The 13,629-nt window shown below is 38.5% G+C and carries 13 protein-coding genes and 4 pseudogenes; 8 read left to right on the forward strand and 9 right to left on the reverse strand.

Annotated elements, in window-relative coordinates; all coding sequences use genetic code 11:
- The first annotated feature begins 68 nt into the window (after positions 1-68).
- From AN490_RS05465 to AN490_RS05475, 4 genes and pseudogenes are all read left to right on the forward strand, one after another.
- Positions 69-1,067, forward strand: coding sequence for a bifunctional riboflavin kinase/FAD synthetase (locus tag AN490_RS05465; RefSeq protein WP_300000725.1), 999 nt, complete (start codon positions 69-71; stop codon positions 1,065-1,067).
- Positions 1,068-1,178: 111 nt separating this feature from the next.
- Entirely contained in the window at positions 1,179-2,087 is a 909-nt protein-coding gene (locus AN490_RS05470) for a MoxR family ATPase (RefSeq protein WP_300000727.1), read from the forward strand.
- Positions 2,088-2,367: 280 nt separating this feature from the next.
- A pseudogene (locus AN490_RS22915) lies at positions 2,368-2,751 on the forward strand (6-carboxytetrahydropterin synthase); the annotation flags it as partial.
- 27 nt (positions 2,752-2,778) lie between these two features.
- Positions 2,779-3,636, forward strand: a complete 858-nt coding sequence (locus AN490_RS05475) for a 6-carboxytetrahydropterin synthase (protein WP_366925021.1) — start codon at positions 2,779-2,781, stop codon at positions 3,634-3,636.
- Between the two features lie 39 nt (positions 3,637-3,675).
- On the opposite strand, the gene AN490_RS05480 is transcribed toward AN490_RS05475, so the two are convergent.
- The 7 genes and pseudogenes from AN490_RS05480 to AN490_RS05510 all read right to left on the reverse strand — a co-directional run bounded on the left by AN490_RS05480 (position 3,676) and on the right by AN490_RS05510 (position 8,035).
- Positions 3,676-3,954: a type II toxin-antitoxin system Phd/YefM family antitoxin gene (locus AN490_RS05480; protein ID WP_300000730.1), complete on the reverse strand. Its 279-nt coding sequence runs from the start codon at positions 3,952-3,954 to the stop codon at positions 3,676-3,678.
- A 163-nt stretch (positions 3,955-4,117) separates the two neighbouring features.
- A complete protein-coding gene (locus AN490_RS05485) occupies positions 4,118-4,348 on the reverse strand; it encodes a type II toxin-antitoxin system VapB family antitoxin (protein WP_300000731.1) in 231 nt (76 codons plus the stop codon).
- A 32-nt stretch (positions 4,349-4,380) separates the two neighbouring features.
- Positions 4,381-5,358 carry a PrsW family glutamic-type intramembrane protease gene (locus tag AN490_RS05490; protein WP_300000733.1) on the reverse strand — a complete coding sequence of 326 codons (978 nt, stop codon included), beginning with the start codon at positions 5,356-5,358 and terminating at the stop codon, positions 4,381-4,383.
- A pseudogene (locus AN490_RS05495) lies at positions 5,351-5,746 on the reverse strand (class I SAM-dependent methyltransferase); the annotation flags it as partial. The pseudogene AN490_RS05495 and the gene AN490_RS05490, both read right to left, overlap by 8 nt.
- A 101-nt stretch (positions 5,747-5,847) precedes the next feature.
- Positions 5,848-6,981: a HetZ-related protein 2 gene (locus AN490_RS05500; protein WP_300000735.1), complete on the reverse strand. Its 1,134-nt coding sequence runs from the start codon at positions 6,979-6,981 to the stop codon at positions 5,848-5,850.
- A gap of 305 nt (positions 6,982-7,286) precedes the next feature.
- Positions 7,287-7,634, reverse strand: a complete 348-nt coding sequence (locus AN490_RS05505; RefSeq protein ID WP_015083688.1) for a carbon dioxide-concentrating mechanism protein CcmK — start codon at positions 7,632-7,634, stop codon at positions 7,287-7,289.
- Between the two features lie 89 nt (positions 7,635-7,723).
- The gene (locus AN490_RS05510) at positions 7,724-8,035 is read right to left on the reverse strand and encodes a carbon dioxide-concentrating mechanism protein CcmK (protein ID WP_148760822.1); all 312 of its coding nucleotides are present in this window, start codon (positions 8,033-8,035) and stop codon (positions 7,724-7,726) included.
- A 142-nt stretch (positions 8,036-8,177) separates the two neighbouring features.
- On the opposite strand from AN490_RS05510, the gene AN490_RS05515 reads away from it, so the two are divergent.
- Positions 8,178-9,059 carry an alpha/beta hydrolase gene (locus AN490_RS05515; RefSeq protein ID WP_300000739.1) on the forward strand — a complete coding sequence of 294 codons (882 nt, stop codon included), beginning with the start codon at positions 8,178-8,180 and terminating at the stop codon, positions 9,057-9,059.
- Positions 9,060-9,109: 50 nt separating this feature from the next.
- Here AN490_RS05515 and AN490_RS05520 read toward each other — a convergent pair whose 3' ends face one another.
- On the reverse strand, positions 9,110-9,622 hold the full coding sequence (locus tag AN490_RS05520) for a hypothetical protein (protein ID WP_300000741.1): 513 nt from the start codon (positions 9,620-9,622) through the stop codon (positions 9,110-9,112).
- 215 nt (positions 9,623-9,837) lie between these two features.
- Here AN490_RS05520 and AN490_RS05525 point away from each other — a divergent pair, with 215 nt between their 5' ends.
- Positions 9,838-10,209 (forward strand): zinc ribbon domain-containing protein, encoded by a 372-nt coding sequence (locus AN490_RS05525; RefSeq protein ID WP_300000743.1) that lies wholly within the window; start codon positions 9,838-9,840, stop codon positions 10,207-10,209.
- A 25-nt stretch (positions 10,210-10,234) separates the two neighbouring features.
- On the opposite strand, the gene nblS is transcribed toward AN490_RS05525, so the two are convergent.
- Positions 10,235-12,205 carry a two-component system sensor histidine kinase NblS gene (nblS, locus tag AN490_RS05530; protein ID WP_300000745.1) on the reverse strand — a complete coding sequence of 657 codons (1,971 nt, stop codon included), beginning with the start codon at positions 12,203-12,205 and terminating at the stop codon, positions 10,235-10,237.
- A 481-nt stretch (positions 12,206-12,686) separates the two neighbouring features.
- Between nblS and AN490_RS05535 the strand changes: the two are divergent.
- Both AN490_RS05535 and AN490_RS05540 read left to right on the forward strand, forming a co-directional pair.
- Positions 12,687-13,130 (forward strand): annotated as a pseudogene (locus AN490_RS05535) (cytochrome b/b6 domain-containing protein); the annotation flags it as partial.
- Positions 13,129-13,443, forward strand: a pseudogene (locus AN490_RS05540) (molybdopterin-dependent oxidoreductase); the annotation flags it as partial. The pseudogenes AN490_RS05535 and AN490_RS05540, both read left to right, overlap by 2 nt.
- Between the last annotated feature and the right edge of the window lie 186 nt (positions 13,444-13,629).

Here is a 13,629-nt window from a genome sequence, read left to right on the forward strand (position 1 = left end):
GCTGAACCAAAGGTTCAACAGTAGCTAACCGCTGATAGCGAAAACAAACCTAAAATCCCAAAATCCAAGTGTTAAATTTGTCTCAAAATGGGTGTTCTGTATGGGTTGCTTCTGCAACAGAAGAACTGCTGACACCAACTGCTGTTGCTCTTGGCAAATTTGATGGTGTTCATCTTGGTCATCAAAGAGTGATTCAGCCAGTATTGCAGTCAGCACGGGGTGAGGAGAATTCAGTTCGCCCGTACTCAACCGTTGTCACATTTGATCCCCATCCCCAGGAGTTTTTTACAGGACTTCCCCGTGATTTGTTAACACCACTGGATGAAAAAGTTGCACAATTGCGATCGCTTGGGGTGGAACAATTGGTATTATTACCTTTTGATAGAGAACTATCTGCCCTTTCCCCTGAAGAATTTGTAGATAAAATCCTGGTTCAACAACTACAATGTCAACAGATTAGCGTTGGACAAGACTTTTGTTTTGGCAAAAAGCGCATGGGTACTGCTCAAGACTTACAAATACTCGCAGCAAAATATAATATACCCGTGACCATAGTTCCTATAAAAACTGATATGGAAAACTTTTCCGCAGCAGATGATACTCGCATTAGTACCTCATTAATCCGGGAAAGTTTGGAAGTCGGTGATATTCAAAAAGCAAATCGTCTTTTGGGAAGACCTTACAGCCTTACAGGTATAGTAGTAACAGGTCAAAAATTAGGGAGAACTATCGGCTTTCCTACCGCCAATATTCAACTACCAAAAGATAAATTCTTACCTCGTCATGGTGTTTATGCTGTGGAGGTTATTATTGATAACGAAACTCCAGACAACTCTCCCACTCAACATTTTGGAGTCATGAATATTGGCAATCGTCCCACAGTTCATGGTATAGATACTAGCGTAGAAGTACATTGTTTAAATTGGTCTGGTGATTTGTATGGTAAAAATTTGCTGGTACAGTTAGTAAAATTTTTGCGTCCCGAACAGGAATTTACCTCCTTAGAAGCACTGAAAAACCAAATTCAACTTGATTGTACAGCAGCTCAAGAAATTTTTAGTTGTTAATGCTGGATTAGGAGTGTTACGTGGGAATACTGTACAAAAGGCTAAACTATTAAACAAGTTTTTAGTCAAAACTCAGAAGTAAGCCTTCTCCATTTCCCCCCCAGGTACTGCATGAGAGAAAAAATTGACGCTTTAACACAAAATTTGGCTCGTACCATCGTTGGTAAACATGAAGCCATCCGCTTAGTGATAGTAGCTTTACTTGGTGGTGGTCATGCTTTATTAGAAGATGTCCCCGGTGTCGGGAAAACCCTTTTAGCCAAGTCTCTAGCCCGTTCTGTAGATGGTAAGTTTCAGCGGTTACAATGTACCCCTGACTTACTCCCCACAGATATCACCGGCACAAATATTTGGAATCCTAAAAGTGGGGAATTTACATTTCTACAAGGTCCTGTATTTGCTAACGTCCTCCTAGCGGACGAAATTAACCGGGCTACACCCCGTACCCAGTCCGCTTTACTGGAAGTAATGGAAGAACATCAGGTAACAGTTGATGGTGTTTCTCGTCTAGTTCCCCAGCCATTCTTTGTAATTGCTACCCAAAACCCTATTGAGTATCAAGGGACGTTTCCCCTCCCAGAAGCCCAAATGGACCGGTTTATGCTGTCTTTGAGTTTGGGTTATCCTTCGGAATCTGAAGAACTGCAAATGCTGCAAAATCTGCAAGCAGGTTTAAAAGTTGCTGATTTACAGCCTTGTATTACTTTAGAAGAAGTCCAAGCATTACGCCAAGCTTGTTCCCAAGTCAAGGTAGAAGCATCTTTGCAACAATACATTTTGGAATTGGTGCGAACTACTAGACAGGATGAAGAAATCACTCTTGGTGTGAGTCCTCGTGGTACTGTGGCGTTACAAAAAGCTTCCCAAGCCTTGGCTTTTATCTTAGGTAGAGAATATGCTCTTCCCGATGATGTCAAGTTTCTCGCACCGCACGTTCTTTGTCATCGTCTGATTCCTAGAGGGGGAAGAAATGCCAAAACTATAGTTGAACGGTTATTGCGATCTGTGCCTATCCCTTAATATAAAATATCATGGGAGGTAGAGCCTCCCAAAAAGCGGATTTTTTCGGGTTTTTTATGCCAATTTTGGAAAAGAACATCTTTTTTCTTATTTTTGATTATTAAAACTTATAACTTGTCTGATAAAAATAATAAAAACTTATAATTGCATCTTGATTGAAGAACTAAGAAGTCCTGATTTTGCCTTTTGCCACTTTTTCAGCAAACCCTAAGTAACAAATTGGTTTATGCTGTAAATAGTGAAAGTTTAAGAAATATTAAGTTCTCTTCCTCGTATAATCATGCAATGTATTGTTAATCGCCGCGATCAGTTTTCAGCAGTTGGTCGGTATTGGTTCCCAGAACTGAGTCAAATTGAGAATTTAGAAAAATTTGGTGCTTACTCAAAATTTCCCGGACACGGACACAACTATGTCTTGTTCATTTCCATGATTGGGGAATTAGATGAGTATGGTATGGTGCTGAACCTGTCTGATGTCAAGCACGTCATCAAAGAGGAAGTTACCAGTCAACTAGATTTTTCCTATCTGAATGATGTGTGGACAGAATTTCAACAAACTCTCCCCACTACGGAAAATATGGCGCGAGTGATTTGGGAACGTTTAGCACCCCATTTACCTTTGGTGCGCGTCCAGTTATTTGAACATCCTCAACTTTGGGCTGATTATCAGGGAGAGGGAGAAAAAGCTAATTTGACTATCAGGACTCATTTTAGCGCTGCTCACCGTCTAGCGCCTAACCTCAGTGTTGATAAATATGGTAGATGTACTCAGACTCACGGTCATAATTATCATCTAGAGGTGACTGTGGAAGGGGAAATAGACTCCCGTACTGGCATGATTGTGGATGTAGCTGCTTTAAATCGAGTGGTGGAAGATTATGTGGTGAGAATATTTGATCACTCTTGTGTGAATGAAGATATTCCTTATTTTGCCGATATTGTCCCCACTACAGAGAATATTTCCCGTTACATTCATGGTCTTTTAGAATCACCCATTGATGAATTGGGAGTGAAACTAGCCAACATTAAACTGTTTGAAAGTCATCAACTTTGGGCAGATTATCCGGGTAAAGATAGGTCAGGCTATCTGAGTATTAGCACTCATTTTAGCTCTGCTCATAGATTGGCACACCCTGATTTGAGTTTGGCAAAAAACACGGAAATTTATGGTAAATGCGCTCGTGTAAATGGACATGGACATAATTATCAATTGGAAGTAACTATAAAAGGGGAAATTGATTCCTCTACGGGTATGGTGATTGATTTGGGGGCTTTAAATCAGATAATTACAGATTACGTGATTGAGCCATTTGATCATACTTTCTTAAATAAGGATGTTGCTTTCTTTAATCAAGTTGTGCCGACTGCGGAAAATATTGCTCTTTATATTAGTAATACTTTGCGATCGCCTATTCAAGAATTGGGTGCAACTCTTTACAAAGTTAAACTGGTGGAAAGTCCCAATAACGCTTGCGAAATCTATGCGGCTGATTCTGAATCAATATCTGTTAATACAGCAGTAAGTCAACCCGTATTGGCAATAGTTTAAACACATCCAGATCCCCGACTTCTTGGAGAAGTCGGGGATCTATATTCCTAACTCCTCTTTTAATTCAGCCAATGTTTGAGGAGTTTCTATTGTTGTTTGAGTCCATTCTAAAGACCGAAATAAACGTTGAGCGTTTTCAGGTGATCTTAATAAATAAACACACTCTAATAAACTGGAAAGTTCATCTTCGGCAATTAACGCCACATTTTTCTGATTACGACGTTTAATTACTATAATTTCCCGTTGGTCACACACCTGATCTAAAATAGTTGCTAAATTTAACCTTGCTTGAGAGTAAGTAGTTTCTTTGCTTAACATTCTCTTTTTTTAGAAGTTGTACAACTATATTGTACAGCATAGGAACTCAAAGCTGGGCAATTAGATCATTTCTTAGTTGGTAAAAATACATTCTATACTTAAAAGGTATTTTTTTGATAATTAGTAACAAACTCAGACATTACACAGGTATCAATTAGATAGATCATAGTTCAAAATTTCTGCCTGTGTCTTGATCACGTTCAAACAATGAGGCGATATCATCTTCGGCAAATTCCTCATCTATAAAACGTAAGCGCTCAAATAAAGGCAGTTCTTTTTTTTGTTGCTGCAAGTAGTTGGATAATATGTTGATGACTGCTTCCTGTGCATTTTCATAGTGACTGACTGCGATAATTTCATTAATTAATTCATCATCTATTGTGATAATGGTCATTGTTTTATTCTCCGTTGTTTTCATAATGCTAATTATCGGTTAAACAAATGCCGACGACCGGCTAAACTGCGTAAATAGCGATAAATTAACCAAGCTAAAAGTCCTAACCCAAAATTGAATAATAGTTCTTGAACTATAAACCAGAAAATTTTCGGATCAAACCAAAGTTCCCACCGCAAAAGACTAATTTTTCGGGCTAGAATCAATAATCCAAATAGAGAATTTCCGCCTAGTGATAGGATTAATAATACTAAACCCCTTTGCCAAGTGCGGGCTGAGGATGTATGTCCAGAAATTAACACTAAAGGATGTTTTCTCTGGAGTTTTCGCAGTAGTTGTTCCCACCGCCAAAACAGCCATAATAGTAAAGGAAATAACCCATAAATGAGTAAATTTGTGGGCTGCGAAAACTTCACAGAAATAGATAAAATATTGACTAAAGCATGAAAGAAAACAGAATTTAACCAAGCGATAAAAATTAAATCCCGATCTCGATTCAACCTTCTCCTAGCAGAAATATATATCCCTAAAGCGTACCCCCAAGGAGCAGAAAACATCCCATGAACTGGAGTACCAATAATGCGGTCTAGAATTGAAGATGTGCCATGAGATAAATAAATCCAGGTTTCTTCCGCTGTGAAACCTAAAGCTACGGCTATGGTAAATAAAAAAACTGTAGTAGCTCGGAGATGATACTGACGTTGTAAATAGCAAATGGGCAGAATAACTGCTACTAATTTACAACCTTCTTCAATGGGAGCGATCGCTAATATTTGCCGAAAAACGACACCAGAAAAATGACGCTGGATCTGTTGCCAGTCTAAAACCCGGTTAGCTACATTTTCCATAGCCCATTCCAAGCCCAGAGCAGCAAAACCAGAGATAGCGCCAATAATAAACAAAATCAATAAATTTAACCACGGTGGGGCAGCAGGAGTTCTGCGGTAGTAAAACCACAAAAACAGCAGGGGGGGGATAACTGCCCACAGCACTACATATAAATTAGCCACTCACCTGAGCAATGATAGTACGGTAACGAGGACTATTGCTAGTAATAGTAGGAGATTGGAAACCTGCCCCAATTAGGGCTTGTTCAATGTCCAAACTAAAATATTCATCTAAATAAGGTTCGGTACTTTTAAGCAACGTCAAAATATAAGTTGGCATTTTTTTGTAATTTTCCGATTTAGGATTCATGTCCGTAGATTCAGCTTGATCATGTACCCATTTGATTTGGGCAAGACGACGTTGTTTAGTCCGATAGTTAGCTACAGCTAGAAGGTAAGGAGATAAGTCTAAACCAGTAATTTTGGCTTAGGGATATACTGCCTGTAAGGCGAAGGTACTTAATACCACTGGACATCCTAAGTCTAATATATCTTGCGCTTGGTGAGAAATCTGTGCAATTCATTTTTGTCTTTGACACTCTTTTTAACTTATGACATATTTACCAGATTTGAGGCTATATTTATGTGAATCTGGCATTTTCTCAATTTATGCTAATTTTGAATTCTCAGGGTTTGGGCTGCAAGATAAACTTTTGTCCATTCACCTAGAACTTGATGGGTTTTCAGTTGTAGTTCTTGGGCTATGACTTCTATGGAGTTACCTGCTTTGCGGAGGTTGAGGATTTGTTGTCCTATGGGAGTGATTTTTTCTGGAAGTTGTTGCCATTGGGTTTCTGTTAGCCCTAAATTATGTTCTTCTAGGGAAATAGACAACCAGTGATCAATTAGTTCTGGTTGGCCTTTAATGGCAAAGACTCGCACGGCATGATAACTGAGTTTTTCTCGCAGCCGATATACTTCTTTACTGGGTTTGTTGAGTTGTTTGGCAATTTCTTTTTGGGATTTGCCTTGCAGATATAAGCGCAACCAATCTACTGCTTGTTGTCCAATATTTTCTAATAAGTATTGTTCAAATTCTTGCTGTACAAGTTGACGGTTAGCTTGTTGTTCTTCTAAGTGTTGGGTTTCTTGATATTGAGCGATCGCTTGATTATCAACTAAGCTAATCGGATTGTCGTTATTTTCTGTGAGAATTTCCTCAGAAACAAGTTTCACTAATTCGCTAGTAGGTACTTGTGTTAAGCCTCCTCTCTGGATTTTTCGCAGGTAGTTAACAAAGCGGTACATTAATATTGGTTGATTCCGAACTGGACGTAAACAATATTCTTCCATGCTGGCAAATAGTAACGTATCCCGCAATCTTTTGTCCGTTGTTAATGCGGTAATATGAGTCATTTGTTGTTGGATATATGAGTCACTTTGCATCAGTTCTTGGAGGACTTCTTGCAGCACATCAATAGCGCTTCGTTGGCGATCGCGGCTGAGAGATATCCACATCTGAATTTTGTTTCTTACCGCCACTACACTACTCAAGCGGCTAATGAGTTGACGATAAGCCTTTTCTCTGCTCATACCTAAATAGCGTTTGTGCAGAATTCGCCACCGATATTCCATTGCTTGTTTAGCAATTTCTAGTTCTTTGGGGTTAAGTAGATCAAACCGTGCTAAATCCACTCCCAAAAGCCAATTAAGAATACTTTGTCTAGTAGCCTGACTTTGTTCTGGACATTCTGTAATTAGTCGCTGTTGCCAATATTGAGCTAAATTTACCCCATTTTGTGTCATAGCAACATTGCGCTCCTTGAAATTAGATTTAGCGATTTAGTAGCAGGTAATAACTCCTAATTGATTCGTTCCATAGACCGTAATATCAAATTAAGATGAACCTACATTGAATAATATTTCAAGAATAATTAACCGCAGATAAACGCAGATTAAGACGGATGAATTAATGGATTTGATGTAAAGATTCAGACGTTATGGGATTATGAACATAATAATATTGTGGACTATTGATGCAAGTTGCTATTTAGGGAAAGAGGGAATAGGGGTTTATTACCTATTACCCATTACGCACCTAATAGATGAAATTAGATCCTAGCAGCACCGATAATGGGATTTTCCACAGATTCTCGATACTGTTGAACGTCTGCTGTATAAGCAATTGGCAATACAGCTTCTACGTTTTCATGGGGACGGGCAATAATTACCCAGGATTCGAGAGTACCACCATGAACTTTTTCTACAGCATCCACACCGGCTGCCATAGCGGCTTTAACTTCGGAAACATCACCACGAATATTGACGGTAAAGCGAGCGCTACCAACTCTGATATAACCAACGAGGGTAACTCGACCGGCTTTTACCATTGCGTCTGCTGCTGCGAGAACGGCGGGAAAACCCTTAGTTTCTAATGATCCAACTGCCTGTGATGACATTTTTAATCTCCTGTTTTGAATATAAAGTTATCGGTTGCTACAAGTTAATTTTTATGAAGAAATGCTTCAATTTTTCATAGCGAACTTACTTAGAAAATACGGAAAGGTTCAGATTTGGAGGTGAAGTGGATAGGTAAGATGGTTTCCACATTTTCCGGGGGGTTGGGAATAATGTAGTGGGTAATAACCTCACCGCCATAAACTTCTTCACCAGCAACAATTCCAGCGGCTACGGCTGTTTGCACTTCCGCAACGTGGCCTCTGACAGCAACTATCATGCGACCACTTTCCGCGATACCGTAATAAACAATCGTGACACTAGCAGCTTTGACCATTGCGTCTGCTGATGCTAAAACCGCAGGAAAACCTAATGTTTCAATTGCGCCAACTGCCATTGGCATGGCTTAAATCTCCTACTATCGGGATAATTGATTCCTATTTTACGTGGATTGTGTCCCTATTTTAATTTTTGCGGAAATTTTCTTTTTTAATTGGTGACTGGGTATTAGCTAAGGTGATCCGCACTGATGTAAACTGGAATTTATGTTTCCAAGTTTTCTTCCTGCCGCAGTTGGGCAACTCACAGAACCAACATCCATCGCTTTGGCTCAAAATATCCAAAGTCAGGCGATTATTACTCATGCCGCCAATGAACCCATTAATACCACTTATGTCCAACAAGGTCATGGTGGTACACCGATTTTATTAATTCATGGTTTTGATAGTTCGGTGCTGGAATACCGCCGACTTTTGCCTTTACTAGCTGAAAAAAATGCAGTTTGGGCTGTAGATTTATTGGGATTTGGCTTTACAGATAGATTACCGGGGATTGCTTACAGTTCGGTCACGATTAAAAACCATCTTTACTCATTTTGGCAAACCCTGATTAACCAACCTGTGATTTTGGTGGGTGCGTCAATGGGTGGGGCTGCGGCTATAGATTTTACCCTCACTTACCCAGAGGCGGTAAAACAACTGGTATTAATAGATAGTGCGGGTTTGAAAGGTAATTCCCCGTTAAGTAAATATATATTTCCACCTTTGGATTATTGGGCGACGGAATTTTTGCGAAATCCCAAAGTGCGGAAGAGCATTTGTCGAACTGCATATAAAAACCCCAATCTGATCTCCGAGGATGCTTTGTGCTGTGGAGAATTACACTTACAAATGCCTAATTGGACTCAAGCCTTAATTGCCTTTACCAAAAGTGGCGGTTATGGTGCTTTTAAATTTCCCCAACTGGCCAAAATTGAGCAACCAACTTTAATTTTGTGGGGCGATAGTGATAAAATTTTGGGAATTGGGGACGCTCCCAAGTTTGCTAAAGCAATTCCCCAAAGTCAGCTAATTTGGATTAAAGATTGTGGTCATATTCCTCACTTGGAACAATCACAAATTGTCGCTGAACATATATTAGAGTTTTAGCAACAAGATCCCCGACTTCTTGAAGAAGTCGGGGATCTAAATTCTTAACTTCAATCATACAACCAAGTATTTTTGGAAAAATCCTCACTGTCTTGATTGGGTTTTTCTTGAAGTCGTTCTATTGACCTATGAGATTTTTTGTATTGAATGGATTTGGAAATTTGACTAGCTTGTTGACTAAGTTGTGGATGAGGTTGTTGACTAGGTTGGTTTAAAACCTTGATTTCTTCTAGCAACTGAGAGTTGGAATCTGCTAGTTGTAAAGCGGTTTGTTTTGTTTCGTAAAGTTCATTTGTCAAACGTTCTACCAATGCTTCTTTTTCTGAAAAAGCTGTTTGTAAATCACTAATTTGCTTGATTAAAGTAGATTCTTTTTGTTTTAATGTAGAAATTGCTTCTTGCAATTCTTTAATATTGGCTTCTAGTTCTAACTGATTATTATCCGTTTGTACTTGGGTTTCTAATACTGCTTCAGCCGAAATTTCAATTACAGGTTCACCTTGTAGGGGTGTAAATTTTGTGGTTTCTTCTTGTATTAAGTTAGAAAGATTTTTTTTAGGCATTACTTTATCAACTCCAATTACGCCGTCATTATTTAAGTATACGTCTTGAAGTGACAACAAAATCTTATATTCCCAATTTCTTTGCAAAATCAGATTTCAAGAATTATTGACCGCAGATAAACGCAGATAACCGCAGATAAATACGGATGAATTATTGATATTAGTGCAGATAATAGATAAAATTAAGATGTTTAATTACCTATCCTTTTTCTGTTTTGGCTACTATATCTTGTCCTCGTTGTCATCAAATTATTGATAGTCAAGCAATTACTTGTCCTCAGTGTCGGCTATTGCTGAAAGCTTATGGACATCCTGGTATTCCTTTGCACCGCGCTCAAGGAAATGATCATCTATGCGACAGTTGTAGCTATCATTTTGATCATACCTGTAACTTTCCTCAATATCCCTATGCTCAAGATTGTACTCTCTATCAAAATATAGAAGAAAGTAAATTAGAACTGCAAAAGCAAAATTCTAATTATAACTTGAGGACAAGGGTTAATAATTGGATAAAACGCCATCAAACTTTGTTATTAATACTAACTTTGTTATTAGTTTGTTTATTAATAACCTTGTTCAACTCTTGATATAACAGAATCACGAAAACTGCCCTTAAACTTTGTTTACTTCTAAGTTTTCTGGCATAATTTCCCCAGTTGATGAAATCTCTTCCGCAAATATTTCTAAATCAAACCAAAAAGTAGTACCGATACCAACTTCACTCACCAAATTAACTTGACTATGATGTCTGTCCATAATGTTTCTGACAATTGATAAACCTAAACCTGTTCCTTCTAGAGTATGAACTCTATTTTCTACACGAAAGAATCGGTCAAAAATTGCCTGTTGATCTTCTGGTGCGATACCAATTCCTGTATCACTAATTTCAATTCTCACGTTACCAGAATGATGCTGAGAATGAGAATTGGCATCTAGTTGATAAGCACGGATAACTACCTTACCACCAGCTAGACTGAATTTAAGAGAATTACCAATTAAATTCCCAAAAACTTGCAGTAACAAGTCATAATTTCCTAGAACAAAAGGTAAATCAGGAGTCAGTTCCTGGCACAGTTCAATACCTTTATCTTTAGCATTAAGCTGATAAGTCCGTAATGTCTGTTCTATTGCTTGTGGTAAATCTACTTTATCAAAAGTGTAATTCCGACCAGATTCAAGTTTTGATAAATCTAAAACATCATTAACCAAGCGGGTGAGTCTATCAGTTTCATTATTAACTGTTTGCAAAAATTCCTTGCGTTCATCAATACCTAAATCTTCGCCATAATCATGTAAAGTTTCAATATAGGTTTTGATGTTAAATAAAGGAGTCCTTAATTCATGGGAAATATTGCTGATAAATTGGCTTTTAGCTTCATTCAGTTCCACCTCCCGGCTAATGTCTTGGACAGTGATAGCGATACCTTTAATACTTTCCCGTTGGAGGTTAAGAACTGTGGTTAAAACAATGCGAATTGTGCGTTGAGTAGGTTGTTTTAGGAGGATACGAAATTCAGCACTTTCACATTCACCTGCTGCCATTTCATATAAAGTCCGGGATATTTCCATTTGGACAGTATGGGGTAAGTGATGGAGTATATTACTACCAACAACATCCACACTTTCCCAATTAAAAATCCGTTTAGCAGTGGGATTAACTAATATTACTTGCATATTATTATCAATCAAAACTGCACCATCAGCAATAGTGGAAACTAAGGTTTCTAATTTAGCTTTTTCGGCGGTTAATTCCTCAATATTTTGTTCTTCATAACGTTCTAGCCGTTCTGCCATTTCATTAAAGCTGAAAATTAGTTCTCCTAGTTCACCACCGAGGGGGATATCTATGCGCTGTTTAAAATTTCCAGCCGCAATTTGTTTAACACCTACTAGCAATTCTTTAATAGGTTTAGTAATAGTTAAAGCATTAATTACTCCTGCTAAAATCACCATGACCCAAATTGTGATAAAAACGGCAATGGTAACATCACGGGTGAAATTAGTGGATATGACTGCGATTTGGTTAGGGTTAATACCAACTGCTAATACACCTAAGTATTTTTTATCTAGTATTAAAGGCACAAATACATCTGTAACTGCACCATCGGGGGTGTTATGCTGCCTAACCATTGGTTGATCTTGATTGTCAGAATAATCTTCTGGTAGTTGGATATAGCGCTTAATAGTGAGGGAGTTTTCTACCTCTGGTTCCCAAAAAGGAAGACCAAAAAACATTTGCCCAGTTTCATCAGCGTATAACATATAACGCACGCTAGAAGTGGCACTGAAAAAACGTTGAGAAAATTGGGCAACTTCAGTTAAATTGTGATCAGCAATTAGGGGGGCTACATTTGCGGCCAGGAGTAATCCTAAATCACGACCAAAGCGGGTATCATTGAGACGTGCATCTTGCTGAATTGTGTTTACAGCCCAGAAGGTCAAACCACTCATGACCAAGGAAACCATGAGGGTGGCGACGGCTAGGAGTTTGGTCTGAAGGGTGAACTCTGACCACCAATTGGCGAGTGCTTTTGATGCACCAGAGGCGAATTCATCTCGGAAATTTGTAAAAAGAGCCAGCATCTTAAAATACAGTTGTTAGTAGTTCGTTGTTTTCTATCCCAAAAACTAAAAATTGCCAGTTAATTTTCCAAACGTGCTAGGAATTGGCAGGAGGGACAGGGGACAGAGGAAAGAATATAGTTGATCTTTTACCTCTTCTTTTCTAATTTAACTATGTTTTTGGAGTAATCGTAAAAACTTAGTTGCAAGAGAGGTAATGTGATGGGACTATTACAATGTAAAATACGTAATCATCTAGAATCGAAAATTGAGAATATTTCAACTTTCTAGGGTTAACAAACATTCTCACTCAGAGGGTGTTTGAAAAGTTATGGTTGATGTATCAAATATTTTTTACCCCACCCTAACCCTCCCCTTGTAAAGGGGAGGGAACTGGATTTAGCAATGTGATGAAAATTACGGAATACCACTTTTCAAACATCCTCTCAGTCAATTATCCCCAAAATACTGATAACGTAATTAAATTTTTCCTATTCTATCTATGAATTCTCCGGAAACACCACGTAAATCACCCACCCAAGCAATAGGGGCAAAAATTTTCCACTATTGTAATTTCATCAGCTTATTTATTATGATCACCAGTGGATTGCAAATTTATAATGCTAATCCTGTTTTTGGCGGCCGTGGTGGATTCTATATTTTCCCCCTGTTTACTTTAGGTGGTTGGTTGGCTGGAGGTAGACATTGGCATTTTGCAGCCATGTGGCTATTTTCTCTGAATCTTTTCTGCTATGGAATTTATATTTTCGTTACCCAACGCTGGAAAAATAGATTTGTTAGCGAAAAAGATATCAAGGCATTACAAAAAAGTCAAAATCACCAACGTTTAAATTATGCTTGGCATCGAATTATTTATACAGCAATCATTCCTATTTTATTACTGGCAATATTTACAGGCATAGGAATGTACAAACCTGCTCAATGGCATTCGTTTGCGGGAAATTATCGCCCTTTCTCAACCTAAATCCTCGGTTAAATATGCCTATTTTAAATCAGCAGATGGTTATTATGAAAGTTGGGATATAGCTTCAGCTTTACACCCACAAACCCTATTAGCTTATCAAAAAAATGGTGCAGCTTTGCCTGTGGAAAATGGTGCGCCTTTGCGGTTAGCTTCACCCATTAAACTTGGCTATAAACAAAGTAAATGGGTGACACGAGTTACCCTCACCAGTGAGTTATCAACTGTTAAAGGTTATTGGCAGGATTTGGGTTATGAATGGTTTGCAGGATTGTAAATAAAGTAGCAGTTCAGGAGTCAGGAGTCAGGAGTATGGCTAACGCCACGCTTCGCTATCAAGAATCAGGAGAAAGAAAATTATCTAATTACCACTGACAACTGTACGGGCGAAGCATTTGGAGAACTATTTTTGGCAATGACGGATAATTTATCTTCCAAATGTGACAACTGTACGGGCGAAGCA

It is taken from the genome of Anabaena sp. AL09 (assembly GCF_001672255.1).
Taxonomy (GTDB): Bacteria; Cyanobacteriota; Cyanobacteriia; order Cyanobacteriales; family Nostocaceae; genus Dolichospermum; species Dolichospermum lemmermannii.